Annotated in this window: 21 protein-coding genes and 2 pseudogenes; 16 read left to right on the top strand and 7 right to left on the bottom strand. The window is 64.9% G+C overall.

Annotation, left to right across the window (positions count from 1 at the left end; translation table 11 throughout):
- Positions 1-9 precede the first annotated feature (9 nt).
- Entirely contained in the window at positions 10-1,929 is a 1,920-nt protein-coding gene (locus tag AC1DK9_RS16295; RefSeq protein WP_476916592.1) for a DEAD/DEAH box helicase, read from the bottom strand.
- 252 nt (positions 1,930-2,181) lie between these two features.
- Between AC1DK9_RS16295 and AC1DK9_RS16290 the strand changes: the two genes are divergently transcribed.
- Entirely contained in the window at positions 2,182-3,183 is a 1,002-nt protein-coding gene (locus tag AC1DK9_RS16290) for a DUF2971 domain-containing protein (protein ID WP_476916591.1), read from the top strand.
- A gap of 203 nt (positions 3,184-3,386) precedes the next feature.
- On the top strand, positions 3,387-3,920 hold the full coding sequence (locus tag AC1DK9_RS16285) for an SLATT domain-containing protein (protein WP_476916590.1): 534 nt from the start codon (positions 3,387-3,389) through the stop codon (positions 3,918-3,920).
- A gap of 501 nt (positions 3,921-4,421) precedes the next feature.
- Here the strand turns inward: AC1DK9_RS16285 and AC1DK9_RS16280 are convergent.
- Both AC1DK9_RS16280 and hisC read right to left on the bottom strand, forming a co-directional pair.
- Complete coding sequence (locus tag AC1DK9_RS16280) at positions 4,422-5,834, bottom strand: amino acid permease (RefSeq protein ID WP_476916589.1); 1,413 nt, start codon at positions 5,832-5,834, stop codon at positions 4,422-4,424.
- A 50-nt stretch (positions 5,835-5,884) separates the two neighbouring features.
- The gene (hisC, locus tag AC1DK9_RS16275; protein ID WP_476916588.1) at positions 5,885-6,982 is read right to left on the bottom strand and encodes a histidinol-phosphate transaminase; all 1,098 of its coding nucleotides are present in this window, start codon (positions 6,980-6,982) and stop codon (positions 5,885-5,887) included.
- 93 nt (positions 6,983-7,075) lie between these two features.
- Between hisC and AC1DK9_RS16270 the strand changes: the two genes are divergently transcribed.
- The 6 genes and pseudogenes from AC1DK9_RS16270 to AC1DK9_RS16245 all read left to right on the top strand — a co-directional run.
- Positions 7,076-7,579, top strand: a complete 504-nt coding sequence (locus tag AC1DK9_RS16270) for an Lrp/AsnC family transcriptional regulator (RefSeq protein ID WP_476916587.1) — start codon at positions 7,076-7,078, stop codon at positions 7,577-7,579.
- 61 nt (positions 7,580-7,640) lie between these two features.
- On the top strand, positions 7,641-8,894 hold the full coding sequence (locus AC1DK9_RS16265) for a phosphoribosyltransferase-like protein (RefSeq protein WP_476916586.1): 1,254 nt from the start codon (positions 7,641-7,643) through the stop codon (positions 8,892-8,894).
- Between the two features lie 414 nt (positions 8,895-9,308).
- Complete coding sequence (locus tag AC1DK9_RS16260; protein WP_476916585.1) at positions 9,309-10,247, top strand: reverse transcriptase family protein; 939 nt, start codon at positions 9,309-9,311, stop codon at positions 10,245-10,247.
- Between the two features lie 130 nt (positions 10,248-10,377).
- A pseudogene (locus AC1DK9_RS16255) lies at positions 10,378-10,587 on the top strand (Lrp/AsnC ligand binding domain-containing protein); the annotation flags it as partial.
- Positions 10,588-10,706: 119 nt separating this feature from the next.
- On the top strand, positions 10,707-12,380 hold the full coding sequence (locus AC1DK9_RS16250) for a thiamine pyrophosphate-binding protein (protein WP_476916584.1): 1,674 nt from the start codon (positions 10,707-10,709) through the stop codon (positions 12,378-12,380).
- Positions 12,323-12,616, top strand: a pseudogene (locus AC1DK9_RS16245) (alpha-amylase family glycosyl hydrolase); the annotation flags it as partial. The gene AC1DK9_RS16250 and the pseudogene AC1DK9_RS16245, both read left to right, overlap by 58 nt.
- A gap of 56 nt (positions 12,617-12,672) precedes the next feature.
- Here AC1DK9_RS16245 and AC1DK9_RS16240 read toward each other — a convergent pair.
- Positions 12,673-13,323, bottom strand: a complete 651-nt coding sequence (locus AC1DK9_RS16240; RefSeq protein ID WP_476916583.1) for a TetR/AcrR family transcriptional regulator — start codon at positions 13,321-13,323, stop codon at positions 12,673-12,675.
- Between the two features lie 54 nt (positions 13,324-13,377).
- On the opposite strand from AC1DK9_RS16240, the gene AC1DK9_RS16235 reads away from it, so the two are divergent.
- Both AC1DK9_RS16235 and AC1DK9_RS16230 read left to right on the top strand, forming a co-directional pair.
- On the top strand, positions 13,378-13,890 hold the full coding sequence (locus tag AC1DK9_RS16235; protein ID WP_476916582.1) for a VOC family protein: 513 nt from the start codon (positions 13,378-13,380) through the stop codon (positions 13,888-13,890).
- Between the two features lie 169 nt (positions 13,891-14,059).
- Positions 14,060-15,703: an alpha-amylase family glycosyl hydrolase gene (locus AC1DK9_RS16230; protein ID WP_476916581.1), complete on the top strand. Its 1,644-nt coding sequence runs from the start codon at positions 14,060-14,062 to the stop codon at positions 15,701-15,703.
- A gap of 168 nt (positions 15,704-15,871) precedes the next feature.
- On the opposite strand, the gene AC1DK9_RS16225 is transcribed toward AC1DK9_RS16230, so the two are convergent.
- Complete coding sequence (locus AC1DK9_RS16225; protein WP_476863274.1) at positions 15,872-16,699, bottom strand: hypothetical protein; 828 nt, start codon at positions 16,697-16,699, stop codon at positions 15,872-15,874.
- Positions 16,700-16,832: 133 nt separating this feature from the next.
- Here AC1DK9_RS16225 and AC1DK9_RS16220 point away from each other — a divergent pair, with 133 nt between their 5' ends.
- Together AC1DK9_RS16220 and AC1DK9_RS16215 are read left to right on the top strand one after the other, a co-directional pair.
- Positions 16,833-18,068 carry a ScoMcrA-related endonuclease gene (locus tag AC1DK9_RS16220; RefSeq protein ID WP_476916580.1) on the top strand — a complete coding sequence of 412 codons (1,236 nt, stop codon included), beginning with the start codon at positions 16,833-16,835 and terminating at the stop codon, positions 18,066-18,068.
- 266 nt (positions 18,069-18,334) lie between these two features.
- Positions 18,335-19,228 (top strand): potassium channel family protein, encoded by an 894-nt coding sequence (locus AC1DK9_RS16215; RefSeq protein ID WP_476863276.1) that lies wholly within the window; start codon positions 18,335-18,337, stop codon positions 19,226-19,228.
- Between the two features lie 160 nt (positions 19,229-19,388).
- Here AC1DK9_RS16215 and AC1DK9_RS16210 read toward each other — a convergent pair whose 3' ends face one another.
- Positions 19,389-19,769 (bottom strand): VOC family protein, encoded by a 381-nt coding sequence (locus AC1DK9_RS16210; RefSeq protein WP_476863398.1) that lies wholly within the window; start codon positions 19,767-19,769, stop codon positions 19,389-19,391.
- A 313-nt stretch (positions 19,770-20,082) separates the two neighbouring features.
- Between AC1DK9_RS16210 and AC1DK9_RS16205 the strand changes: the two genes are divergently transcribed.
- From AC1DK9_RS16205 to AC1DK9_RS16190, 4 genes are read left to right on the top strand one after another with little or no spacing between them, the layout of a single operon-like run.
- Positions 20,083-20,841 (top strand): DinB family protein, encoded by a 759-nt coding sequence (locus AC1DK9_RS16205; protein ID WP_476863277.1) that lies wholly within the window; start codon positions 20,083-20,085, stop codon positions 20,839-20,841.
- Between the two features lie 41 nt (positions 20,842-20,882).
- Entirely contained in the window at positions 20,883-21,461 is a 579-nt protein-coding gene (locus AC1DK9_RS16200; protein ID WP_476916579.1) for a histidine phosphatase family protein, read from the top strand.
- A gap of 47 nt (positions 21,462-21,508) precedes the next feature.
- Complete coding sequence (locus AC1DK9_RS16195; protein ID WP_476916578.1) at positions 21,509-22,198, top strand: VTT domain-containing protein; 690 nt, start codon at positions 21,509-21,511, stop codon at positions 22,196-22,198.
- A 54-nt stretch (positions 22,199-22,252) separates the two neighbouring features.
- Positions 22,253-23,023: a YoaK family protein gene (locus tag AC1DK9_RS16190; protein WP_476916577.1), complete on the top strand. Its 771-nt coding sequence runs from the start codon at positions 22,253-22,255 to the stop codon at positions 23,021-23,023.
- Positions 23,024-23,033: 10 nt separating this feature from the next.
- Here the strand turns inward: AC1DK9_RS16190 and AC1DK9_RS16185 are convergent, their stop codons facing one another.
- Positions 23,034-24,926: an FAD-binding monooxygenase gene (locus AC1DK9_RS16185; protein WP_476916576.1), complete on the bottom strand. Its 1,893-nt coding sequence runs from the start codon at positions 24,924-24,926 to the stop codon at positions 23,034-23,036.
- Positions 24,927-25,098 lie beyond the last annotated feature (172 nt).

Below are 25,098 nucleotides of genomic sequence, written 5' to 3'. Positions count from 1 at the left end.
GCGACAATTCTATTGCGTCCCCCTCGAAAGGAAGATCCAGGCCTCTGTGTGAGCCGGAGCAGCAGGATGGTATCCACCTGAGGCCAGGCCCTCGTTAAAGAGGTCGACGGCGAAGATGCAGTTGATCTCGCGTGCGGCGAGCCGCTTCCGCGCCGCCGCGCGGTCGGCGTCGTCGGTGCTGCCGTCGACGGCAACGGAGGCGATGCCGGCGCGGTTGAACACCAGCGCCATGTAGTGGGCGTGCTGGACCGAGACGCAGAAGCCGATGGCCCGCATCTGGTCCGTGCTGGTGACCTTGTCGCGGAGTTCCCGGATCACCTTGGCGGCGCGGGCGTCGTCGCCGGTGTAGAGGTTGTTCAGCTGCGCGGTGTCGTAGTTGCCGCGCTTCCATTCCAGCTGGCTGGGCTCGACGTCGTCCGAGACGCCAAAGTAGTGGAACGGCACCAGCAGATCCGCGTCCAGGGCATCCCAGAGGCGCAGTTCGCTTGCGGTGCGGCCGTCGAAGAACTGCTGGGCGACGTCGACGCCGTCGCCGCGTTCCGGCGTGGCGGTCAGCCCGAGGAGCTGCTGCGGCTGGAGGTGGTCCAGCAGCCGGCGGTAGGTGGGCGCCATGGCGTGGTGGAATTCATCGATGACCACGACGTCGAAGAAGTCCGGCTCCAGCTGCTCGATTCCGAGGGAGGAGAGCGACTGGACGGAGGCGAAGATGTGCTTCCACTCGGCGGGTTTGTGCTCGCCGACGTAGAGCTCGCCCAAGGCGCCGTCCTGCATAACGTCGCGGTAGGTGCGCATGGCCTGCTTGAGGATATCCTGGCGGTGGGCGACAAAGAGCAGCTTCAAGTCGCGGCCGGCCGCCTCCCAGAGCCGCTTGTAGTCGAGAGCGGCAATCACGGTTTTGCCGGTGCCAGCGGCGGCGACCAGGAGGTTGTGGTTGAAGCCTTTGAGCCGCTCGGCTTCCAGGTCCTCGAGCATCTCCTCCCGGTGGAGGTACGGCCGGACCTCGAGTCCGGTGGCTGCCCCTGGGACGGCTGTGCGCCGGCCGCCGTTGCGTTCCAGGGCGGCATCCAGCTTTTCGCCGTCGCGTTCGGGATCATAGCTTTGGAAGGCGCGCTGCGCCCAGTAGCTGTCGAAGGTGACCTCGAACTTCTGCAGCAGGGCGGGCGTGCCGACCGAGCTGAGCCTGACGTTCCATTCGAGGCCGTCCAGGAGGGCCGCCTGGCTGAGGTTGGAGCTGCCGACGTAAGCGGTGTCGAATCCGGAATCCCGGCGGAACAGCCAGGCCTTGGCGTGCAGGCGCGTGGCCTGGGTTTCGTAGCTGATTTTGACTTCGGCGCCGTAGCGATTGACTAGCTCGTCGATGGCGCGGCGTTCCGTGCCACCCATGTAGGTGGTGGTGATGACCAGGAGGCTGGCGCCACGCTCTTTGAGTTGCGCCAGGGCTGGTTCCAGGAGCCTGAGACCGGTCCAGCGGACAAAAGCGCAGAGCAGGTCGACGGTGTTGGCGGATTCGATCTCGGTCCTGAGTTCCGCGGCGAGGTTTGGATCGTCCTTGCTGTTGGTGAGCAGGGCCGAGTCGCTGAGTTTGGTGGTGGGTCGGCGGAGACTTCGGCGCTTGAGCGTGTCTGGGCGGTGGAGGGACTGGAGCTGGGTGGGACCGGTTGCGATGCGCTCTCCGGTGTTCAGCTCTTGGAGGAGCTTGTTCGCGAGGGCGACGCGGTCGGCCGGTTTGGCTGCAGCCAGGGCCCGCCGGACGGCGTCGGCGACGTGGCGGGAGAGGATGTCCGGTGAGTCTTGGTCTTCGATTTCTGCGAAGACGGGGTGGAGTTCTTGCTCCTGGCTCAGATGGTCATGGAGGACATCAGTGTTCAGAAGTTCGTAAAGTCCCTCGGGCAGCTGCTCCGCTGCCACTCCCCCAAAGAAATTATTCACTGCGCCAGGGTATTGGGCTGAAGTGGGCATGCCAAACGACATACGCGGTTTGAGAAGTCGGGGTAGCTTCGCACCAAGTTTTCAGCCACTCGCTGCTACTGTCCGTGAAGGGGCACAACGGTCATCAGACGGAGGAAATACGTTAAGTCTTGTCCGGGGCTGAAACCGGCGACTTCCTCGGTGTTTCCACTAGATCAGCGCTTCTACCCGCGCCGAGTTGACATTTGCACGGTCTATTGAATGTCTTTATGCATGATTATTGACTACCCGGATAGCGACGCACCGTGCGGGATCGTCTCCGGCACAGGCGCTGCTGCGCCCGCGGGGCGTGCGACCACTCCTAGGTTGCTGTACAAATATCGACCGGTCACGAACTACACAGGGCCGATGCTAGCAGCGGGTAGGTTGTGGGCCGCCAAGCCTTGCAGCCTCAACGATCCGTTCGAATGCCAAGCAACGCTTATCGGTCTCGCTACGTCTGCTGCTGAAGCAAACACCCGGCACTGGGCTAACACCATATTCTTCACCGGGATGCAACTTGAAGCTTGCGCCGCCAACGGAAGATCCAAATACGGGATATCCAGCCGCGGCCTCGGAGTATTAGCTGAAAGACTCCGGGCGGCACAGACCCTTGACGAAAAGAAGGCTATCCTGGGCATCATTTATGCTCGGCCCGACGGTGTTTCGACCTTGCAGGAACCCACGGACTTCATGGACTTAGCCCGTCAGACACTCCAGAACGTTGGGATTCTTTCGCTGTCCGCCAAGCCGGACGTAATGCTCATGTGGTCCCACTACGCTGACGGTCACCGCGGGTACTGCCTCGGCTTTGAACGGCGTTCGGGTACTCCGCTAGCCGATGATGTACGAACAAGCCCAGTGAACTACGCCGAGACTGTCCCTGAAATGGATCTGGACAGGCTGCTTGTTACGAAGTCATTTTTCGACTGCGACAGCTTTGGGTTTCGGAGGGTCGTTACCAGCTTGAATTTGGAAACGGAGTCGCTGAGACATGTGTTGTTCCGGAAGTCACCAGCCTGGGCGTACGAGGACGAGTGGCGGCATGTTGTAGAACGAGGTGATCGGGAGATCCCGTATCCGGGTCCCCTTCGTGAAGTGATTTTCGGTGTAAAAATGCAGGAGCCCGAACGAGCAAAAATTCGATCGTTCCTGAATGGGAGCGCAGACCGAGTCACTTTCAAGGAAGTCGTGAGGAACGGAGAGGGGACGCTTGATGTCGTCGACGTGGAATAGGTTGAGCAGTGGGACCGCGGATACGACACCGATAGCGCCAATTCGCGGAGGAACTCAGGAGCGGTCCACCGTTTGGCCTAGCCCTCAGACGTGTGACGAACTGGATACAGGCGGTGCACCTAAAGTTCCGGAATCCGTCAAGTTCTTATCACCGTTCCACACCTAAGGCCCCCCGATAGGGAAAAGTCATGCAGAATGGCCGAGTGCCACTATCGAATCTTTTCCAGAAACGTTCCGAATTTCAGCCCGTTCCCCGCGAGCCAACAGTTGCGTTGGCCGCGGGGCTTTCTACCTTCGACCTCGCCGCACGAGTTAGAACCAACCTGTACAGCGCGAAGACCTACGCCAGGTGGCGCCGCCAGTCATGGAGAATCATGGCCAGTGGGACGCACTTGCTCGGTTTGGCGCTTTCAGCGACCGCGACCGTAATTCTTGGGCTGGCGGAGTTGACCGGTCCCGCTCAATGGGGCTTTATCTTCTCCGCACTTGTCACGACACTTAGCGCTATTGAGCCGTTTTTTAACTGGCGATCTCGTTGGGTGCTGGCCGAGGAAGCACTCGCTGAATGGCACCGTATCGATAACGAGCTGACCATGTATGTGGCCGACACAGAGGAACGGAATCTGGATCGGACCAAAATCATGGCCTTCCACGATGAGTATTCCCAAGTCTGGGAGCACTTCAGCAACCAGTGGCTGGAGCAACGTCGGGCCCGAACGTCGGACACTACATCCTGACCCGTTTCGCAGCTGGGTTACCGAAACCGGCCTGTGGCGCAATCCTCTGGTCTGGATGTCCTGACTGTAACCATTTACTGGGCCCTTTGATGATCCTCCGAGCGTGACGCTTAGGACGAAAAGAATGGGGCAGCGAGAAAGCTCTCATGGTCTCGGATGGGCTGGCCTCCCAGGTCATGCGGGGCGTGGAGAAGGGAAGCCCAAGAACGCGGCTACGCCGTGATAATCGGCCGCACCAGGCCGCGTCCGTCTACACCGCCGGCTACCTCCGCACCTACCGAGCCGCCGGTGTCATTCTCATCTCCGTCGCCAGTACCAACAAATCCAAACTCCCAGCGCACCCGTCGACGACAACCATGCCGTCTACGACCCAACCGCCACCCAGCCGATTTCCCGCTCGTCCTGGCCAGCCCCGCAAAACATCGCGAAGGGCGCGCCCGGCAAGACCGGACGCGCCCTCCGCATGCGCCGACCCCGCGATGCGGGTCCGTAGCAGGTGACTTAGTCGATCAGTACCGGCTCCTTGGCACGCTCCGGGGAGTCCTCAACCGGCGCAGCCTTCCGGTTCCGCTGGTTCAGCCAGCACCCCACCGCCAGCAGCGCCACGAGCGTGAAGGTGCTCAGGAGCTGGGGGCGGGAGTCCTCGCCGATGAAGCCCACCGTGAAGATCGCCGCGAGGATTACCAGGCCAAATACCGTGAGCGCCGGGAAGCCGGGCATCCGCAGCGGCAGCTCGGTGCCCTCGCGGTCGGCGCGGAGGCGCAGCGCGAGCTGGGCCAGCAGGGCGGACGTCCACACCAGCAGGCACGTTGACCCCACAATGTTGAGCAGGACGGGAAGGACCATTTCGGGGAAGGCCAGCTCCAGCACAACGGTGACCACGCCGAAGGCGACGCTGGCCAGGACCGCGGCCACCGGGACCCGGGCCTTGGACACCGAGGCAAGCAGGCGTGGTGCCTCACCGCGCTCCGCGAGGGAGTACGCCATCCGCGACGCACCGTAGAGGTTGGCGTTGAGGGCCGAAAGCAACGCCGCGACGGCCACCAGGGTGATGGCGGTGGCTGCGCCGGGCATGCCGGCAGCCTCCAGCACGGCAGCGAACGGGCTCTTCAGCCCTGCCGAACCCACCGGAACAACGGCCGCGATAATGAAGATCGCGCCGATGTAGAAGACCAGGATGCGCCACAGCACCGTGCGGACTGCCGTCTTCACGCTGCGGGCAGGCTCGGCGGTCTCAGCCGCGGCGACGGAGACAATCTCGGTGCCGCCGAACGCGAACGCCACCACGAACAGCGCCGTCGCGATCCCGGCAAAGCCGCTGGGCGCGAACCCCTCACCCATGAACTTGGACAGGCCCGGCGACTGCACGCCCGGCAGCCAGCCGAAGAGCAGCGCAAAGCCCACCAGGAGGAACCCGACGATTGCCGCCACCTTGAGCAGCGCAAACCAGAACTCGAACTCGCCGAAGTTCTTCACGCTGGTGAGGTTCACGGCGGTGAGCACCACGATGAACACAAAAGCCATCAGCCACACCGGCAGGGCGGGGAAGATGGTGGCCAGCAGGCCTGCAGCACCGAGCGCTTCGGCCGCGATGACCACCACCAGCTGCACCCACCACAGCCAGCCCACGGTGGCACCTGCCACCGGCCCGTAGGCCTTCGCGGTGTAGACGGAGAAGGCGCCGCTGTCCGGGTTGGCGGCGGCCATCTCGCCGAGCGCCCACATCACCAGGATGATCAGCGTGCCGGCGACGAGGTAGGAGATCAGCACGGCCGGGCCGGCCGCCTGGATGCCGGCGCCGGAGCCGATGAAGAGGCCGGCGCCGATGGCGCTTCCGAGGCCCATCATGGTGAGCTGGCGGGGTTTGAGTGCGGCGCCCAGTGCGCGGCCAGACGTCTTTGTCTGTTGTTCCATGGGGAGTCCTCTGGTTTTTGGTCGAACGGGTTAGTTAAGGTCAGTGGTTTCTAGGCGGCGTGGGCTTCTAACAGCCGGAGCACGCGGTCGTTGGAGGCGGGATCGGCAACGGTGATCCGCACGCCGTCGCCCTGGTAGCCCCGGACCAAGATGTCTGCGCGGTCGAACGCGTCCACCAGCTTGGCCCGGAGGCTGTCATCCGCGCGGATCCACAGGAAATTGCCCTGGCTTGGCTGCAGTGTCCAGCCCTGCGCTTCCAGCTGCGCGGCCATCCGGGCGCGCTCCTGTTTGACGGCTGCCACCCGCGCTTCCATCTGGTCCCCGGCGTCCAGCGATGCGATCGCAGCTTTCTGGGCCAGCGCGCTCACCGAAAAGGGAAGGGCGGTGCGGCGCAGTCCCTCGGCGATGGCCGGTGCCGCCACGGCGTAGCCCACGCGCAGGCCAGCCAGTCCGTAGGCCTTCGAAAAGGTGCGCAGGATGCAGACGTTCGGGTACTGGCGGTAGAGCGCCAGGGAATCGGGACCGCTGCCCGCGTCGGCGTACTCCACGTAGGCCTCATCGACCACCACGAGGATCTCGGAGCGGACGGACTGCAGGAAGGCCTCGATGCGCTCGTGGCTGATGGGCACGCCCGTGGGGTTGTTGGGGGTGCAGAGCAGGATCACCTTGGTGCGGCGGGTGACGGCCGCGGCCATGGCCTCGAGGTCGTGGCCCTCGGCGTCGTCCAGCGGGATGCGGACCGGGCGGGCGCCGGCCAGCTCCACCAGGATGGGGTACGCCTCGAAGGAGCGCCAGGCGAAGATCACTTCGTCGCCGGCGTCGCACAGTCCGGTGATGATCTGCTGGAGGACCCCCACGCTGCCGGGTCCCACAGCGACCTCCCCGGCGGTGACGCCCAGGTGCCGGGCCAGCCGTTCGCGGAGTTCGACGGCGGCGCTGTCAGGGTAGCGGTTCATGGTGCCGGCCGCTTCGGTCACGGCAGCAGCGGCCGCGGGCAGCGGCTCGTAGTGGCTTTCGTTGCTGGCGAGGGCGGCAATGTCCAGGCCGGCACTCTTCCGTCCCGGGACGTAGGACGGCAGTCCGGCCACAGCCCCGCGAAGGGTGGGAAACGCTGCGTCGGGGGCGGTGAGGAGCTGATCATGGGTCATGAGGACTGATCATGATTGTGACCCGCCACACAATGCAAGCTAACCTCATCCCATTGGGACTTCTGCTCAACTCCTACAGTTTGCGGTGAAAATATGACCAACCCGAACCCTCGCACCCTGGATTCCCTTGACGGCCGGATCATCCTGGCCATGGACAAAGATCCAGAAGCCAGCGCCCTGGCACTCTCGCGGACGCTCGGCGTCGCCCGGAACACGGTCCATGCCCGGCTGTCGCGGCTCGAGCGCAGCGGCGCCCTCCGGTCGTTCAGCCGCAGGCTGGACCCCGCCGCGCTGGGCTATGAGCTCATGGCCTTCCTGTCGTTGTCCATCAGCCAGACGCGGACCGGGGCCGTGGAGGACGGGCTCGCCGCGATCCCGGAGATCATCGAGGTGCACGCAACCACCGGGGACGCGGACCTCATGGCCAAAGTGGTGGCCCGCGGCACGGCCGACCTCTACCGCATCACCAACCAGATCCTGGAGATCGACGGCATCCAGCGGACCAGCACCGCCATTTCCGTGCTGGAGCTCATGCCCCCGCGCTACGACGGCCTCCTGAGCCGGCTGTCGGAACAGGAGTCCCGCCCCTCCGCCTAAGCGCGGGTGATGCACGCCACGAGCGACACGCGAAGCACGTGTTGTTCACAGGCCTGTCACAATGGACGGGAACGCTGTGGATTTAGTGAGTTGGCTGGGAAAAAACATGACATTGTCTGACACTGAAGTTGGAGGCATGTGGCTTGAGAACTTCGCGCGCGAAGATCGCCAACTCGCACGGAAACTGCTCGACGCGTTCGCGCTCGACAGCTGGACATCCGCGCGTGCGCAGCTTCTTGACCTCCTCAGGACCGAGATAACTACGGCTCAGAAAACTGGCACTGTCTGGGTCATTCCAGCGATGGATATTGGCGATATCCGCAGCGCAAACCATCTGCATCAAAGCGAACCTTTGGTCGCCTTCGGAAACTTTGAGTCAGGCATGGATATCCCATCAATGCCTGGTAGCGAAGGCCTCATTGGCCATCTGCTAAGAGACGTTCAGGGTAAGGGCGTGCTTTCACCGACAACACAACTCTCAGTACTCCGGGACAAGAAGTTACGCACAATTATCGTGGTCACTGACACAATTGAGACAGGTGCGCAGGTTGCGAAGTACGTACGCGCATTACTGCGAAACCCCACGCTGAAGAGCTGGCGATCGTTTCGCTGGTTTGAGTTAAAGGTCGTCGCATATGCCGTATCGAAAGAAGGTGAAAAGGCACTTTCTCAGTTGGCGGCTGTGGACTCCCTTCGGTTCGTTCGACGTGCACCAACCATACGAAGTCTGCCGTGGCCTAATGACGTCATCGCGGATGCAATCTCTCTTTGCCGCCGTTACGGACGGGGGTCCACGGTTCTTGGCTATGGGGAGCAGGCCAGCCTATTTGGGTTTCAGGACCGAGTCCCAAATACGGTTCCCAGAGTCTTCCGACAGACAGGTGGTGATTGGGCGCCTCTATTCGAAGGAAAAGGTGGGCGATTGGTTCCAACTGGAGTGATTGGTGAACTCCTCGACTCATCGGAGGCACCAGTTGCGCACAATGATGTGGTGGAGGCCGTTCGCCAAGAGCGCCTGTCGATCAGCATCCGCAAACAACAACGGGAAAGCAATCGCGATATCCTCGCTGCGCTGGCACTTTTGAGGGCTTCACCCGAGCGTGCCTTGCTCTTGGGGCTTGCACTGGACCTTACCCAGGCTGAGGTTTCGGCACTTCTGGGCTATCTGGTGTCCCAAGGTTGGATCTCGGACAGTCACAGCCTGACGCAGTCCGGAATTGCAGAGTTGGCCGCCGGCAAGCGCAAAGTTCGGCGTGTCGAGCACCAACCCACTTCAGTAAGCCCGCGACCCTACTATCCTAAATCATTGAGGTGAGGAGATGGTAGAAGGTGGCCTAGCAATGAAGTTGCGGCGTCGTCGTGACTCGTTGAGCCATATTGCTCAACTGGTTCGTTTTCGAACCTCGGTGCCCCGGATAGCCGGCGCATTCGGACTAGCTCGCGCAACGCGTGCAAGCACGGACAGGCCGCCCTGCGTGCGCCTCCGGGCTCTTCCTGCCCGTGGATCCCTCCGGGATCTCCCATCAGAGTAGGTCCAAATTTGCCATCTCCTCATCACTACATAGCTGAAGGCCTAACACTTGGCCGCGACGTCGACATGCTTCGTCGGGCCGGGGCCTATCAGCGAGCAATCGCGGCGAACAACGCGTTCCCTCTTCTCACTTTGCGTCACCTAGCTCGGGAAACCGGTACTGAATGGGGATACCTCAGATCAATTGTTGAACGACGTTTGAATGAGTACTCTTCGATCCGACGGCGCAAGAGGGACGGTTCTTTCAGGGAAATCTCGGCACCCAATCCCAACCTCATGCATGTTCAGCGCTGGATGCTGTCGAACGTCCTGACTGGGCTACAGTTCCACGATGCGGCATTCGCGTATCGGCGTGGTCGATCCATAAAGCACTGTGCTGAATTACATCTGGGAGCGAACTGGTTGCTGAAGATGGACCTGCATAACTTCTTCGGAAGCATCGAAGAGTCGCGGGTTTACGGCGTGCTTAGACGCCTCGGATACCCCGCGCTGCTCGCACTCGAAATGGCAAGGATATGTACGAAGCCGATCGCACCCGCCGGCGTGCAGAAACCTTGGCTTTCCGGTCGAGGTGTGGAGGCTTACGGCACCCCGCACCGCGGAGTGCTTCCACAAGGTGCCCCAACCAGCGGTGCTTTGGCAAACACAATTGCATTTCGCCTTGACACGATGCTGACCTCTATTGCGGAAGAGATTGGACTAACGTACACCAGGTACTCAGATGACCTCACATTCTCGTCCTACGAGGGCTTATCCCGCCCCGGAGTCTCAAAGCTCATTTCTCAGATCGAGCGTGCAATCTCGCTTTCCGGATTCGATGTCCACAAGGGGAAGACACGCATTGTTACTCCTGGTGCCCGGCAGATTGTCCTTGGGCTCATGTTGACCCCAGAGGCGGTGAGACTGTTGCCCGAATTCCGGCATCAAGTCGACAACCACATTCGCTGCGTGGGGCGTTACGGTCCAGCAGCTCATGCAAACACCCGACGCTTCGATTCAGCCCTATCAATGATCAACTACGTGGATGGTTGCTTGGCATTCGCCACCGACATCGAGCCCGATTGGACAGCGCGGCGAAAAGCCCGGTGGTGGGCAGCGCTCGATAGACACGGACATCCTGTCGCTCAGGACTCATGAAGCCGAGTCGTTCCAAGCAACCTTTTGACCTTCTGGTATCGTCCCAGCATTGGACCGGCCCTCGGACATCACGGGTGGAAGGCCGTAAAATCTTCGTTGCAAAGCCGACAGTAATCGGATTCGCGACAGTAAGGTGCACGCCCCCACCGGGGACGCGGACCTCATGGCCAAGGTGGTGGCCCGCGGCACGGCCGACCTCTACCGCATCACCAACCAGATCCTGGAAATCGACGGCATCCAGCGGACCAGCACGGCCATTTCCGTGCTGGAACTCATGCCGCCGCGCTACGACGGCCTGCTGGCCCGGCTCTCGGAGCATGAATCCCGCCCCGCCGACTAAGGCACTTCACCGGGACCCCAACTGTGCAGATTTTCACTTTGAACGTTGTCCGACTGCCAAAAGTCCCTGTGAAAATCAGCGCTCTTGCCGATCCGTGACGCAGCACACACAATTCCTGCATGACTTCACTCACCGTTTCCGGCCGCGTGGCACAGGTTCTCAGCAGCTACCTCACCGATCTCTTCGGCGTCATGGGCAACGGAAACGTCCACTTCCTGGACGCCGCCGAGCAGCTGGGCCTCCGCTTCTCCGCCGTCCGGCACGAGGGCGCAGCCATCGCCGCAGCCGACGCCTACTACCGGACGTCGGGCCGCCTCGCCGCGGGCACCACCACCTACGGCCCCGGCTACACCAACGCGCTCACCGCACTGGCCGAAGCGGTCCAGGCGCAAATCCCCGTCGTGCTGGTCACCGGGGACGCCCCCACCAGCGGCGCCCGCCCCCAGGACGTGGACCAGGCAGCCATCGCCGCGGGCCTCGGCGCGGCCACCTTCACCGTCACCCGCGACGCCGCGGGCTCCATCACACAGCAGGCGGTGGAGTACGCGCTCACCAAGCGGACCGCCGTCGTGATTGCCATCCCTTACGACCTCGCGGCACTCGAGGCGGCGGACGAAGAGCTTCCCGCGCCGCTGGCACCCATGGTGAGTGACGACGTCGACGGCGGCCTCGGGCAGGTAGCCCGCCTGCTGGCCGGGGCGAAGCGGCCGCTGATCCTCGCCGGCCGCGGCGCACATCTCGCCGGCGCCGGCCCGGAGCTTCGGGAGCTCGCTGACCGCCTGGGCGCGCTGACCGCCGGAACCGCCCTGGCGCTCAACCTCCTCGAAGGCGACGGATACCTCGGCGTCGCGGGCGGCTTCGGCACGGACACCGCGGCCGGGCTCATGGGTGAGGCCGATGTGATCCTCGTGGCCGGGGCAAGCCTGAGCCCCTTCACCATGCGCTTCGGGCACCTGCTCGCCCCGGACAGCACGGTCGTCCAGATCGACGCCGCCCTGCAGCCGACGCACCCCCGGGTGGACACGTTCGTCAGCGCGGACGTGAAGTCTGCCGCGGCACGCATCCTCACAATGCTGGACGACGCGGCCTCGCCGGCCGCCAGCCCCGCCGGAGCCTGGCGCGCGGAGGCCCGCAAACGCCTGGCCGAGGGACCGGCCCACCACCCAGGCTCCGCGGAGACGCCGGACGGCCGGCTGGACCCGCGCTCCCTCGCTAAGGCACTGGACGCGGTGCTGCCGGAGCGCCGCACGGTGGTCCAGGACGGAGGGCACTTCGTCGGCTGGGCACCCATGTACTGGCGCATCCCGCGGCCGCAGGACCTGGTCATGGTGGGGACCGCCTACCAGACCATCGGGCTGGGCCTTGCCAGCGCCGTCGGGGCAGCCCGCGCGGTGGAGGACGGCCGCACCCTGGTCCTGGCCTCCGGCGACGGCGGTTTCCTGATGGGCCTGTCCGACCTCGAATCGCTGATTGGGGCGGCCAGCAGCGCCGTCGTGGTGATCTACAACGATGCCGCCTACGGGGCCGAAATCCACCAGTACGGATCCCAGGGCCTGACCGAAAAGCCCATGCTGATCCCCGAGGTGGACTTCAGCGGCGTCGCCCGAGCGCTCGGCGCCGAATCGGCGATCATCCGCTCGCTGGCGGACCTCTCCGCGCTCACTAACTGGATCGACGCCGGGGCCAGGGGAACCTTCGTGGCCGACTGCCGGATCACCTCCAGCGTCCGGGCCCCGTGGCTGAGCGAGTGGATGGAAGCCTCGCGGGCCGCGAAGGCGGCGGTGGCCGGCTGACGATTATCCGTTCCAGTAGGCCCTCACGGCCGGCCCGCGTTCGCTCGGGCTCCGACACCGACACCGACTGGTACCTGCACCTCTTCTCCGCCGGTCAGCCAAACTGGAACTGGCGCAACCCAGCCGTCGGCGACTACTTCGACGGCGTGCTGCGTTTCTGGTTCGACAAGGGCGTGGACGGCCTCCGGATCGACATCGCCCATGCTCTGTTCAAAGCAGGGGGCCTGCCGGATTCGCCGTCGGAGGGCGGCGCGGTGGACGGGCTGCGGTCCACGGTGCTCTCGGGCCCCGGTCATGGACGGACGGTGAGGGCTGTCAGTGTGTCAACGATGAGTGCCCGGTGCACGGCGGCAGACCAGCCGTGGGCTCTCCTGATATGCACGACGGTGTCTGCGCATAGCAGAACGTCAGTAATCACGGTGAGGCGTTCAGGGTGCAGACCCGTCGCGAGGAGGCCGTCGGCGGCCGCATGCTCCCAGAACGACCGGCACAGCTGGGTGGTGGCGCGGCGTCCGGCCTGGGCACCCTCGGCAAGCTCCGGCTCAAGACCTTCGGACTGTGCAGCAACCTCGAACAGCTGCCCTGCCCTCTCCGCAATACCCACCGAAACGTCGGCGAGAGCCTCGATCCGTTCGGCCAGGGTGCCGGCGGTGATCGCGTTCTGGGCCCGGGGGCGGTGGGCGACATCAACGGCCAATGCGTCTCCTACGAGGGCCTCGTCGACGACGCGGCTGAACAGCGCTGCCTTTGTCCCGAAGCGGACGTAGACGGTCCGGGCAGCGACGCCGGCGCGCTCCGCGATCTGGGCAAGTGTAGTGGCCACGTAGCCCTGATCAAGGAAAAGCTCGCGCGCAGCCCCAATGAGCTGGGCCTCGGTTCGGGCCACTCGCTTGGCTCTCAGGTCCGCAGCGGCACGGGATTCTTGCTTGACGTCATCGCTCATAAGATGCAGTATAACTGCATAGATACAGTTGCACTGCAATTAGGGAGGTTTTCGATGATTCCGAAACTGGCCGGGGTGCATCACCTCAAGCTGCCCGTCTCCGACTTGGACCGGTCCATCCAGTGGTACGGCACCCGGCTCGGCTATCAAGTCGCCATCGAGTTCCACGACCACGGCCGCCGCACCGGCGTCGCGATGACGCATCCCGACGGCGGACCCGACCTCGCACTGAACGACAATCCGGACCGGGCGAAGGCGTCGGCCGGCTTCGACTACTTCTCCATCGGAGTAGCCGACCGGGACCGGCTCGAGGAGTTAGCGGCCCACCTGAGCGCCCTGGGCGAGGACCATGCCGGGGTGCACTTCGCGACAATCGGATGGATCCTTCCGATGCTGCACGACCCCGACGGTCACGAGGTTCGCTTCTACACAGTCGAATCCCACACTGAGATCGACCCGGCTGCACCGCTCGTCATCAACGACGCCGTCGCGACCGCACGGGCCAAGGAGGAGCGGTGGCTTGCCGATAGGGCCACATCCACAGGCGTCACGGGCGAGGTGTCCTGAACGGCGCGGCGCAGACCGCCGCTCTAGGGCTGGGCCCTCCGGCCATCCTTGGCTGAGCCGGTCCCGCTGTGATCGGCACCTTACCGTAGGTTATGAGGGCGCTAATCTCTTCGCGCCGGACCGTAGTCGTTGGCCCATCGGCCGGCGCCAGAAAGTGAGCGAAAAATCCTTGAGTCCTGAATCCCTGCCGCTGCAGCACTCCCCCTCGCCGTCTGACGCCCAGGCGCCGCCCACAGACTGGTGGGAGTCCGCGGTCATCTATCAGGTGTACCCGCGCTCCTTCGCGGACGGCGACGGCGACGGCGTGGGCGACCTCGCCGGCCTCACCGCACGGCTGCCGTACATCGCCGATCTGGGTGCGGACGGGATCTGGATGACGCCGTTCCAGCCCTCCCCGCAGGTGGACCAGGGCTACGACGTCGCCGACTACTGCGGCGTGGACCCGCTGTTCGGAACGCTGGAACAGTTCGAGGTGCTGCTGGAGAAGGCGCACTCGCTGGGCCTGAAGGTCCTGCTCGACGTCGTTCCCAACCACTGTTCCTCCGAGCACCCGCTGTTCCAGGCGGCCCTGGCCGCCGGACCGGGATCGCCGGAGCGGGAGATGTTCCACTTCCGCTCCGGACCGGCGGGAGACACTCCCCCGAACAACTGGCAGAGCGTCTTCGGCGGCCGGGCCTGGAGCCGCGCCAACCCGTGGTCCGAGACGGATCTCGACTGGTACCTGCACCTCTTCTCCGCCGGGCAGCCGGACTGGAACTGGCGGAACCCTGCCGTGGGCGACTCCTTCGACGGGGTGCTGCGGTTCTGGTTCGACAAGGGCGTGGACGGGCTCCGCATCGACGTCGCGCACGCGCTGTTCAAGGCGGAGGGGCTCCCCGATTCACCCTCGGAGGGCGGCGTGGTGGACGGGCTGCGGTCCAACCCCCAGGTCTCGGACCAGGAGGAAGTCCACGAGGTGTACCGCCGCTGGCGTGCCCTGGCCGAGCAGTATGAGCCGCACCGCCTGCTGGTGGGAGAAGTGAACCTGGAGCCGGCCCGCGCCGCCCGCTACACCCGAGCCGACGAGATGCAGCAGGCCTTTGCGTTCGCGTTCGTGAAGCTCGGCTGGGACGCGCACGCCTGGGCCACCGTCGGCAACGAGCTCGAAGCCGCCCGCCTGGTGCACGGTGCGACACCCACGTGGGCGCTGGAAAACCACGACATCGTCCGCGCCGTGACCCGGTTCGGCGGCGGTTCTGTCGGTGCCGCCCGGGCCCGCGCGGCGCTGGTGGCCCTGCTGGGGCTGCCTGGGCCGGCGTACCTGTATCAGGGCCAGGAGCTCGGGCTGCCCGAGGTCGACGTGCCGGTGGAGGCCCGGGTGGACCCGATGTGGGCGCGCGGCGGCGTCTGCCGCGATGGCGCCCGCGTGCCGCTTCCCTGGACTGAGGACGCCGGGCGAAACCACGGCTTCTCGCTGGGGGACTCTGGCGTTAGTTCCGAACCCTGGCTGCCGCAGCCCGCCGGGTGGGGAGCCCACGCCGTCGACCGCCAAGAGCAGGATCCGGCGTCAGCGCTGAACCTCACCAAAGCCGCGCTGGAACTGCGCCGGAAGCTCTGGCGGGAAGGGGTCTTCACCGCGAACGACGGCGGCACCTGGCGCGTCGAGGCCGGAAACCTGCTGATCTGCGAGCGCAACGAGCACTTCCTCGCCGCCGTCGCGATGGGCGATGAACCGGTGCGGCTCCCGGCCGGCACGGTCCTGCTCAGCGCAGCCCCGCTGGAACGGGATGGCTGGCTGCAGCCGAACAACGCCGTGTGGGTATTGAACGGCTGAGCACGTTGCAGGGTTGCGGAGGCCTGCCATACGAAAGGGCCGGCGCGCGTTTCTAAAGGCGAGATGGCTGTGGGCCAAACGCTAAAGAGCTGGGCGGTTGCGCCGGGTCGCGTTGCCGGCGTCAGCTGGACTCATGGTTTGGGTCAGCTCTGGCGGCTCGGCCTCTCGCTATTTCACGACAACCTCCAGATCGATTACTTCGGCGTCAATGATCTCGGCGTCAACGATCTCGGCGTCGTCGGTTCGGTGTCCTGGCTTGGTCAGCTCCAGGCTAGCGAGGTGCTTCTGCAGCCGTTTGGACATGGGAAGGAATGTGCCCAAGGTGAGGCCTCCGGAGAGAACTGCTCCGACTATTGGGATAGCCTTTGCGACTCCGCTGGCGAAAAGCTTCTTGGTCATGCTCACACCGAGATAGCCGGCCACCTTTTTCACGATCGGATAGATGACACCCTGAGTAAGTGCCTTCTGCGGCAGTTTCTTGGCAACGGTGGCGGCGACCATGCCCGCGACTCTTGCCACTCCACTCTGGGCGATCTGCACGCCGAACATCACGCCCACGAACAGGATCAGCATGCTCTCGGTGGCTTCATCGATTTCGTCGTCATCATCGGCGAATAGGTCAGGCCAACTGTAGATATACGCCAGCTTCTGGGCGATCCGAAGCATGTGACCCAAGTACTGCGCGAGGTCGGCTGGGACAGTGCCGATCATTGCCAGACCGCCGGGGATACCTGCGACGGTTGATATGCCTGTGACCTTGCTCGTCTCATAAGCGATCGAGGTGTTTGCGATCTCAGCGATGACCTTGAGTGGAATGCCCGCTGCCGCGGGAGTTTCGGCGATTGCCCTCTTGATCTGTTCCTCGGTGCAGTGGCGCTTGAGTGCCGTTCGGAGATAGGCGGCCCTACTGATCCTCACGCCTGGCAGCTTCGCCGCCGCGTCCAGCACCTGGGTGAAATTCGATCCAGGGTTATCAATCTCTTGGGTTTCGGTCATGAGGTAGATCGTATCTGTGGGCTCCGACCTACACCGGTATTTGCGAGTCCGAAAATGTTACTCTCCCGTTCCTTCCACTTCCAAGGTTCTTTTGAACTCATGGGCAAGTCATAAATCAGGTATGAATGGGGACATGAAGAGATCATGGGCCGATTTGGAGCGTCGAAGCATCGACCGCGCAATTGAGCTGTGGCATGAGCTCGGAAGCGAGGAGTTCATTGCCCGGACCCGATTTAAGGAGTCTCACCGGTACGTAGTGATCGACCGAGGGCAGTCGATTGCAAGCAAGCCACTGGTCGCCATGGCCTTCCAACTGCAATTCGGCTGCGGCAAGGACGGGCCTCCGCGGCTGTCCGGGGGAGAACAGACACGGTCCATCTTGAATCGACTGGGATACGAGCTGGTGGACATTCACGGAGAGAGTCTCGAAGGCACAGCCGAACCCCTCAGGATCGAAGTCAGTCCGAGCACGAATTTCTGGTGGGCGAACCAGTCGGTGAACTTCGACCCCGTCTTTAACGACGGTACCCTGTGGGCTCCCCTGAAGGATCGCCGTGGCCAACAGGTTGACCACTGGCGCACTCTTGACGGTGTGTCCCCAGGGGATCTCGTTTTCCACTATGCCAGCCCCGAGATCCGGGGCGTCAGCCGCGTGGCAACTATGCCGCGACCGGCCTATCCGCCTCGCGGCTATGACGATGTGCCTGCCGGCACGAAGGGCACATTGGTTCTCACGGAACCGGTGCATGAGATCCGTGTTTCACGGGATCGGGCTCTGAACGCGCTCGACGTCGGCCAGGGTCCGATCACCGCAAGCGGGTCCCTTAGGAACGGCTATTTCTTTCCCCTCGACCCTGGCCGCGCACTGGAGGTGTTGCGGCTAGCAGGCATTGAGCCCGTCACCGGAACAGCCGAGGAGCGAGGGGAACACGCTGAACCGTTCGAAGGCTATGTCGGCGGTCCTAGTGACAGTTTGGCAGTAGTGGCAATCCGGGCAGAGCAGCGGTTTCTGCGGGACCAGCAGCTGCGGCGCTGGGGTAGCTCGTGCGCACTTTGTGGACGCTCGCTCCCCGAAGAACTAGTTGTCGCGGCGCATATCAAGCCCCGCTGGGCATGCTCGGAGAACGAGCGCATGGACACACGAAACGTGTCCATGCTCGCTTGCCTGTTCGGCTGCGATGCGCTCTTTGAGCTCGGCTATGTTGTCATCGGTGATCAGGGAATCATCGAACACGGCAGCCGCGGTTCCGAGCAAGCTGCGGACCGGATACGGGACATCGTCGGCAGGAGATGCGCGGCCTTTGGCGAAAAGTCCCGGCAGTACTTCGCTTGGCACCGACAGCACAATTCGGCCAAACGCGGCAAATAGCGGTTGAGGGAACGCTGCCTATTTTCTCCGCTAAGTGCCCACGTCCAACCTAACCAGATCGTGCCGCTGAATACCCTTGGAAATGGGCCTGCAGACGAGCCCGTCTTTCTATAGGCGGGTGCCCCACGGCGGAACCGCCTGGGACCGGGAACAGAAACCCGGCTCCGAGTAACCTGCATCCAGACCCAGGGGAACCCCGCAGTGCCCGGCACTGCGGGGTTCCCCTGTCTGTCACTGTGCCCGGGGCGCCGCCCATAAGATGAGGCATGGACTTTGCGGATACGCTCTGGACGGTTTTGGGGGCCGGGCTGGTTCTGCTGATGCTCGTCGACGTCTTTCGTACGCTCCTTTATCCCCACGGCTCCGGTCCCGTGGGCCGGGCGATCATGCGCGGGTTCTGGCTAGCATCCCGAAAACTGCGGGGCCGGGGCTCCTTCATCGCAGCGCCGTTGGCCATGGCGGCTGTCATTGGCGCCTGGGCGGGCCTCGCGGCCATCGGCTGGGCCCTGCTGTACCTGCCGCATCTGACGGACGGTTTTGTTTACGGAGCCGCGGTTCCCCTGCGGGCCGACTTCGCCGAGGCCCTCTACATCTCCCTGGTCACTCTTTCCACCGTGGGATTCGGCGACATCGTGGCCACGCATCCGCTGCTCCGGCTGGTTGTGGCCTTCCAAGCCGTCACGGGTTTCGGTTTGCTGACAGCAACGGTCACCTGGATCCTGCAGATGTACCCGGCTCTTAACCGCCGCCGGGCCCTTGCCCACGATCTGAACTTGTTCAGGGAGGCTGCAGGTCCTGCAGGTGTACTGTCCGTGGAACCCACGCATGCCGCCGGGCTGCTGGAGTCAATGGCCGGAAACGTAGCTCTCGTGAGCATCGATCTGCTTGCGTTCCATGAAACCTACTATTTCCGTGAAGTCGAGCAGCGCGGCTCCTTGCCGGCCACAGTCGCCTACGCCCAGGAACTGGCATCCGAGGCCCAACGCAGCGACAACCCTGAGCTTCAGTTCGCCGGACGGATGCTCCACGCCGCGCTGGATGGACTCGCCGCCGTTCTTCGCGGCAAGTTCGGCCACTCAGGAACCACCTCTTCTGACGTGTTCGACAGCTACGAGCTACACCACCGCCACCTTCGGGGCAGGAAACCCGACACTAACTAGCGTGCGGGCAGCCGCTGCCAGCGCTGCTGTTCTGGACGCACTCGTTGCCCTGTTCGGGGGCGACGTCAGGCTCGAAACCGGCTCCCGCCTGAGGGCTGGATCCGGTTCCCTCCGGCTCCGTTGCCGGCGTTAGCGATGTTGATCGGTGCCAGCCTCCGGCCTACGAGCGCTGGGCGATGTTGAGGATATTGCCCTCGCTGTCCAGGAACCAGGCCCCCTTCCCCCAGGATGCCGTGGCAATGCCGTTCTCCGTCTTCAGGCCGGGAAAGTCGTACTCCTCAAAGACGACGCCGCGGCCGCGCAGATCCTCCATGTCGCGTTCGATGTTGTCGGTTTCCCAGCCCATCTGGGTGTTCTTGGCCGTCCCCGCATTGTCCGTCTGGTAGACGAGGAAGCGGGTTCCTTGGCCGCAGCTGTACATCACGCTGCCCTCCTCCATGGATTCGGAGGGCTCGATGCCCAGCTTGTCCCGGTAGAACTCCTTCGCCCTGTTGATGTCCTTCGCGGGGAGGACAGCCATAATGTTTGAATCCTTGAACATGATGAATCCCTTCAGTGCGTCGATGACCGCAGTGATGGCGTAGCTCCCCCCGGTTTCGGTCCCCGGAATCATTGTCCGGAGCCGTGACCGCCCCTCGCGCCGAGCCGGGGCAGCCACCTGGGACTCTCCAACGCCGCGCCACCCATCACCGGCGCGAGGGGTCCCCGAAGCTTATGTGGCCATTATGGACCGATCTGATCCCGCAGAAAATGGGTGCCGGGTGTCCGGTTTCAGGCTCTGAGGACCGCCGGCTGCAACCGCGGAACCCCGCCAAGGCGCTGCGCGGCTGACGCTGGCGTGGCAGAGTGCTGGCATGACAGCCTTCACCCAGTCCGAAGACCTGCAGGGCGCAACGTTCACCGACGTGAACCTGCGGGGCGCCCGGTTCGTCCGGACCGACCTGTCCGGCGCGGTGATGCGTGCGGTCGACGCGGCCGGGGCGGACATCGACGCCCCATGGCTGGTCGAAGCCGGGAACACCCTGTACGTCAACGGCGTCGACGTCGTTCCCTTCGTCGAGGCCGAACTCAACCGCCGCTTCCACGGCCGGGAACAGAGGCGCGCCCAGGGCCCGGACGGGCTACGGGAGGCGTGGGCCGTCGTGGAGCAGGCCTGGCGGGCGACGCTGGAGCGGGTTGCGGCGATGCCGCCCGGCAAGGTCGATCTCTCGGTCGATGGCGAGTGGTCCTTCGCCCAGACCCTGCGCCACCTGGTGATGGCCACGGACACGTGGTTCCGCAAAGCCATCCTGGAACTCGAGGAGCCCTATCACCCGGCAGGGCAGCCCAATGCGGAGTACGAGACCGACGGGTACGACCTCTCTGTCTTCTCCGCAGCCGCCCCGCCCTATGCCGAGGTGCTGGAGGTCCGGGCCGGCCGGCAGGCCATGGTCCGCGATTTCCTCGCCACGGTTACCGAGGCGGAGCTGTCGGCGGAGCGCCGGAACCCGTGGGGGCCGGAGCACGCGGTGACGGTCCGATCCTGTCTGCACACGATCCTCAACGAAGAGTGGGAGCACCTGCGCTACGCCGTCCGCGACCTGGAGGCGATAGCGGTGGGGCTCAACAGGTAGAGGCTGCGGGGCGCCGGGAGCCGTCTGAAACAATGGAGGGCATGACCCTCACAACTTTCGCGCTCATCCGCCATGGCCAAACCGACTGGAACGCGGAGCGCCGGCTGCAGGGATCAACCGATATTCCGCTGAACGACGTCGRCCGCGGCCAGGCGCGGGACGCCGTCGCCGCCCTGTCCGAGTACGAATGGGATGCGATCGTTTCCTCGCCGCTGAGCCGGGCCGCGGAGACGGCGGACCTGATCGCCGCCGGGCTCGGGCTCGGCACGGCGCGGCGGGTTCCGGAACTCACCGAGCGTCACTACGGCCCCGCCGAAGGTCTGCAAGACGGTCCCGACCTCGACGCCCTGCGCATCCCCGGCGGCTTTCGCGGCGCCGAAAGCGACGACGATACATCTGCCCGCGGGCTGGTCGCGTTGGAAACTCTGGCCGAGGAATTCCGCGGCGGCCGGGTGCTCGTGGTCGCGCATGGCTCGCTGCTCCGCGTGACCCTCGGCCGTGCGGTGGGCTGCACCATGCCCAGCATCGATAATGCCGCGCTGAATCTGGCCCATCACCACGCCGTCGAGGGCTGGCAGCTCGAGTACTTCAACGGCGAGCGGCTCAGCGCCGTGGTGTGACCGCCGTCGTTCGAGGGACTCCCAGCAGCCATGCCTAAGATGGGCCCATGACCGCTTCGCCGCTGAGTGCCATGCTGTCCGTCCACCCGGTGACCGGACTTCTGCCGCCATGGCTGGACCCAAACGTGTTCCTTCGTGATCCGGCGGTGGCGCCGTGGCTCATCGCCGTCGTTTGCGCCTTCCTCTTCATTGAGACCGGCCTGCTGGTGGGATTCTTCCTGCCCGGAGACTCCCTGCTGTTCACCGCGGGCCTGCTGGTGGCCACCGGCTCCGTCCCGGTCAACATCGTTCTGCTCGGCGCGGCCGCCTCTGCTGCGGCGTTCGCCGGGGACCAGACCGGCTACCTGATCGGCCGGAAAGCCGGGCCGTCCGTCTTCAAGAAACCGGATTCCAAGCTGCTGCGCAGTGACTACGTGGACAGGGCCCACGAATTCTTCACAAAATACGGCCGCCGCTCGGTGGTGCTGGCCCGGTTCGTCCCCATCGTGCGGACTTTCCTGCCGGTGACGGCCGGCGTCGGGAAAATGGGGCACCGGACCTTTGTCGCCTTCAACGCCATGGGTGCCCTGCTGTGGGGCTTCGGGGTAACCCTTCTGGGGTTCGGGCTCGGCCAGTATGAGTGGATCGGTTCGAACATCGACCTCATCTTCATCGTCATTGTGCTGGTCTCGGTCATCCCGATCGGCATCGGGGTGCTCAAAAAGCGCCGCGCCAAGGCCTCCGACCACGCCGGATAGTCCCTCACCCGGGGTTCAAGCAGCGCCACACTCCCCCGCAAGGAAAGTTGATTTGTGCTTAATCGATTGAAGTCCGCCGAGCCGGCCCGGCTCCACCTGGTCCTGATGCTGGTTTTGACCTTCTCCACCGGCGTGATCGACGCCGTCGGCTACCTCGGCCTGGACCGGGTGTTCACCGGCAACATGACCGGCAACGTCGTGATCCTCGGCATGGCCCTGATCGGCGCAGACAACCTGCCGGTGGTGGGACCGTTGATCGCGCTGGCCTGCTTCATGGTCGGCGCCGTGGTGGCCGGCCGCGTCCTCCGCCCCGAGGCCACGGGCTGGAGTCGCCGTACGACGGCGTTACTCACGGCCGTCGGCGCCACCATGACCGCGGTCGCCGCCGTCCTCTTCGTCCACGCGCCGCACGCCGGCGACCCCGTCACCCTGACCATCACCGGCGCGCTCGCGGTCGCGATGGGCATCCAGGCCGCCACCGCCCGGCCCCTGGCGGTCAAGGACGTCACCACCGTGGTGGTCACCTCCACGCTGACCGGCCTGGCCGCGGATTCCCGACTGGGGGGCGGTTCCGGCAAGCACACCGGCCGCCGGCTGGGCGCCGTCGTCCTGATCCTGGCCGGCGCCACCGTGGGCGCGGCACTGCTGCACGTGCACCCGGGTCTCGGGGTGCTGCTGACCGCGCTGCTGACGCTGGGCGTCGCCGTGGCCGGCGGGATCGCGCGGGCGTCGGGCCAGGAGCGGGTTCGGTCTGAGCCGGCAGACGCCGACGCCGGGCCCTCCACTGCTGTGGAAGACCCGGCGCCGATGTCCGTGCAGCGCTAGCCGCGCCGGGCTAGACCGCCGCCCGCTCCCCCACCAGCCCCGCGAAGAACGCGGCGAGCTCCGCCGTCGCCGTCAGGGGCAGGACGGTGGCCACATACTGGTCCGGCCGCACCACCACCACGACGCCGCCGCGGTCCAGGCCGCGCTGTTTGAAGATGTCGGCCTTCGGGTCCGTGCCGTAAACCTTTTCCAGGTAGTTCAGCTGGAACGGGCCCACCTGCGGCTTGAACACCCCCGGCACGGCGGTGATGTCCACCTCGGTGTGCTCCTGCTGGTAGATCACCTTCACGTCTAACCAGGCGTCCCGGTCCAGGCCTTCCGGGGTGGCGGCGAGCGGCGAATCGGGCGCCTCTGCCAGCCACGCCGCCAGGTCCGTGGTCGGCGACGGCGCACCCGCCACAGCCGGATCGGCGAAGACATAGATCCGCCAGCGGCCGTCCGCCGTGGCCTGGTGGCCCAGATGCAGCGGGTTGGTGTCGCAGACCCGCACCACGGGCGCGGACTTGAAGCGCTTGCCGATCGGGAAGCCGGTGGCGAGCTCCTGGTGCGTGGCCTCGCCGATCAGCATCGAGGGCGCGTACTGGGTCATGAAACCGGCCGGGAACTCGGCGGTGCTGACGTAGAAGTCCTCAAGCTCCGAGGGGCTGTTGAACTCCTCCGGCTTCTTCGCCATCAGGGTCGACCATTCCTTGTCGAAGTCGATGAGGTTCTTCGCGACCACCTGGCGCTCGGCCGAATACGTGGCCAGCAGCGTCTCCGGGCTGCGGCCCTCCAGCACGTGTCCCAGCTTCCAGCCCAGGTTGAAGCCGTCCTGCATGGAGACGTTCATGCCCTGGCCGGCCTTGGCGCTGTGCGTGTGGCAGGCGTCGCCGGTGATGAACACCCGCGGCGTGCGGGTGCCGCGGTCCGCCGGGACGACGTCGTCGAACCGGTCAGTCAGGCGGTGGCCCACCTCGTAAACGCTGCGCCAGGCGACGTTCCGGACATCCAGCGTGTAGGGACGGATGATGGCGTTGGCCTTGGCGATGATCTGCTCGATGCTGGTGCTGCGCACTGCGCCGGCGTCGCCCTCGGGGACCACGCCCAGGTCAACATACATCCGGAAGAGATGCCCGCCCTCGCGGGGAATCAGCAGGATGCTGCCGCCGGAGCCCGAGGTGATGGCGCACTTGGTCCGGATGTCCGGGAAGTCGGTGTTGGCCAGCACGTCCATCACACCCCAGGCGTGGTTGGCCTTGTCGCCGGCCATGGTGCAGCCGATCGAGTCGCGGACCTTGCTCCGGGCCCCGTCCGCGCCGACGACGTACTTGGCCCGGACGGTGCGCTCGGTGCCGGCGTCAGGCCCGGCGGTGTGCGCGAGCGTCACGGTGACGGGGTACTCCCCCTCGGTCACCTCCAGCCGGACGAATTCGTAGCCGTAGTCGGGCTTCATCCGGGTGGGGGCGTTGGCCATGAACTCGGCGAAGTAGTCCAAGACGCGGGCCTGGTTGACGATCAGGTGCGGGAATTCGCTGATACCGGCCGGGTCATCCAAGGTGCGGGCGCTGCGGACAATCCGCGACGGGTCCTCGGGGTCCGGCTTCCAGAAGGCCATCTCGGTGATGCGGTACGCCTCGGCGATGATCCGCTCGGCAAAGCCGAAGGCTTGGAACGTCTCCACGCTGCGGGCCTGGATCCCGTCGGCCTGGCCGATGGCCAAGCGGCCGGGGCGGCGTTCGACGATCCGGGTGGTCACGCCGGGGAACTGGGACAGTTGCGCGGCGGCCACCATGCCCGCCGGTCCGGTACCCACGATGAGCACGTCGACGACGTCGGGGAGTTCGGCGGGGCGGTCAAGGCCGACGCCGTCGGCCGGCTGGACCCGCGGGTCACCGGAGACATATCCGTGGTGGTGAAAGTGCACGGGATTTCCTTACGTCGTTGTAGGGCTGGCTTCCGCCGTCAAAGCTGATTGTTCGATAATTGAACACGACGTTCTATTATCGAACCGCTGTATTGACTATAGGCTTCGGCCCGGCACGCAGGCAACTTTTTTGTGGCTCCGCTCACACCCCAGTGCCGGGGCGTGGCCGCGG

It is taken from the genome of Arthrobacter sp. 01T414, from assembly GCF_056398965.1.
The sequence above is the reverse complement of the archived record's forward strand: the minus strand, read 5'-3'. Positions and strand labels throughout refer to the sequence as shown.

Coding starts and splice junctions, on each gene's coding strand:
- AC1DK9_RS16205 (WP_476863277.1), top strand. CDS start 20,083: ATGACAGCCTTCACCCAGTCCGAAGACCTGCAGGGCGCAACGTTCACC.
- AC1DK9_RS16250 (WP_476916584.1), top strand. CDS start 10,707: ATGACTTCACTCACCGTTTCCGGCCGCGTGGCACAGGTTCTCAGCAGC.
- AC1DK9_RS16280 (WP_476916589.1), bottom strand. CDS start 5,834: ATGGAACAACAGACAAAGACGTCTGGCCGCGCACTGGGCGCCGCACTC.
- AC1DK9_RS16210 (WP_476863398.1), bottom strand. CDS start 19,769: ATGTTCAAGGATTCAAACATTATGGCTGTCCTCCCCGCGAAGGACATC.
- AC1DK9_RS16220 (WP_476916580.1), top strand. CDS start 16,833: ATGAAGAGATCATGGGCCGATTTGGAGCGTCGAAGCATCGACCGCGCA.
- AC1DK9_RS16290 (WP_476916591.1), top strand. CDS start 2,182: ATGATTATTGACTACCCGGATAGCGACGCACCGTGCGGGATCGTCTCC.
- hisC (WP_476916588.1), bottom strand. CDS start 6,982: ATGACCCATGATCAGCTCCTCACCGCCCCCGACGCAGCGTTTCCCACC.
- AC1DK9_RS16265 (WP_476916586.1), top strand. CDS start 7,641: ATGGACGGGAACGCTGTGGATTTAGTGAGTTGGCTGGGAAAAAACATG.
- AC1DK9_RS16195 (WP_476916578.1), top strand. CDS start 21,509: ATGACCGCTTCGCCGCTGAGTGCCATGCTGTCCGTCCACCCGGTGACC.
- AC1DK9_RS16215 (WP_476863276.1), top strand. CDS start 18,335: ATGGACTTTGCGGATACGCTCTGGACGGTTTTGGGGGCCGGGCTGGTT.
- AC1DK9_RS16235 (WP_476916582.1), top strand. CDS start 13,378: ATGATTCCGAAACTGGCCGGGGTGCATCACCTCAAGCTGCCCGTCTCC.
- AC1DK9_RS16240 (WP_476916583.1), bottom strand. CDS start 13,323: ATGAGCGATGACGTCAAGCAAGAATCCCGTGCCGCTGCGGACCTGAGA.
- AC1DK9_RS16270 (WP_476916587.1), top strand. CDS start 7,076: ATGACCAACCCGAACCCTCGCACCCTGGATTCCCTTGACGGCCGGATC.
- AC1DK9_RS16225 (WP_476863274.1), bottom strand. CDS start 16,699: ATGACCGAAACCCAAGAGATTGATAACCCTGGATCGAATTTCACCCAG.